General features: G+C 33.4%; 1 protein-coding gene. It reads right to left on the bottom strand.

What is annotated here, in order from left to right; genetic code table 11:
* Positions 1 to 803 (bottom strand): threonine synthase (locus Q0C22_RS01485; protein WP_291490320.1); only part of this gene is annotated, 803 nt, incomplete at both ends.

The following is an 803-nucleotide window of genomic DNA, read 5'->3' as shown; positions in this document are numbered from 1 at the left end:
CTTGCTCATTAACTGTTATTGCATCTCCATTAGTCTTTTTTATAATATCTATGATTTGGTTTGAACGAATAGGTTCATTAATAGCAATTCCTTCTGCTAATGTGTATTTTTCGTCGACTTTTTGTGGCACTTTTAAGTTTTCTTTATATTGTTTAAAAATTGGCGCACAATTCTCGGATTGAATAGCAATTAATTTTGGCAGATTATCTATGTAACCATTTTGAGCAAGATCCATAAACCCCAAATAAACACCAATGAACATGGTTCCGTTGCCCGTTGGTATAAAAATGTAATCTGGAATCGAGTCATTCAATTGCTCAAAAACCTCAAAAGCAAGTGTTTTTGTACCTTGAAAAAAGAATGGGTTGTAAGTATGACTTGCATAATAAGTATTTTTTGCATCTTGTAGGGCTTTTTGTGCAGTTTGTAGGCGATTTCCATTTACTATATTTAGTTTAGCACCATATGCTTTGACTTGCGTTAATTTTGCAATGGATGTATCTTGCGGTACATATATTTCACATTCTATTTTCGCTTTTGCACAATAAGCAGCGATTGCGCATCCTGCGTTTCCAGAAGAATCTTCAATAACTTTTTTTACACCAATTTCATTTGCTTTGCTTATAAGAACGCTGGCTCCTCTGTCTTTATAAGAGCCTGTTGGGAACAAATAATCTAATTTCAATAAAACATTACCAGAGCTAGTTGAATAATCTACAATAGGCGTAAAACCTTCATTAAAAGAAACTATATTGATATCATTTTCTATAGGTATAGCTTCTCTATAGCGCCACATTGTTGGT

The sequence above is a fragment of the Desulfurella sp. genome (genome assembly GCF_023256235.1).
In the GTDB taxonomy this organism is placed as follows: Bacteria; Campylobacterota_A; Desulfurellia; order Desulfurellales; family Desulfurellaceae; genus Desulfurella.
This window is presented reverse-complemented; position numbering and strand designations above follow the sequence as displayed.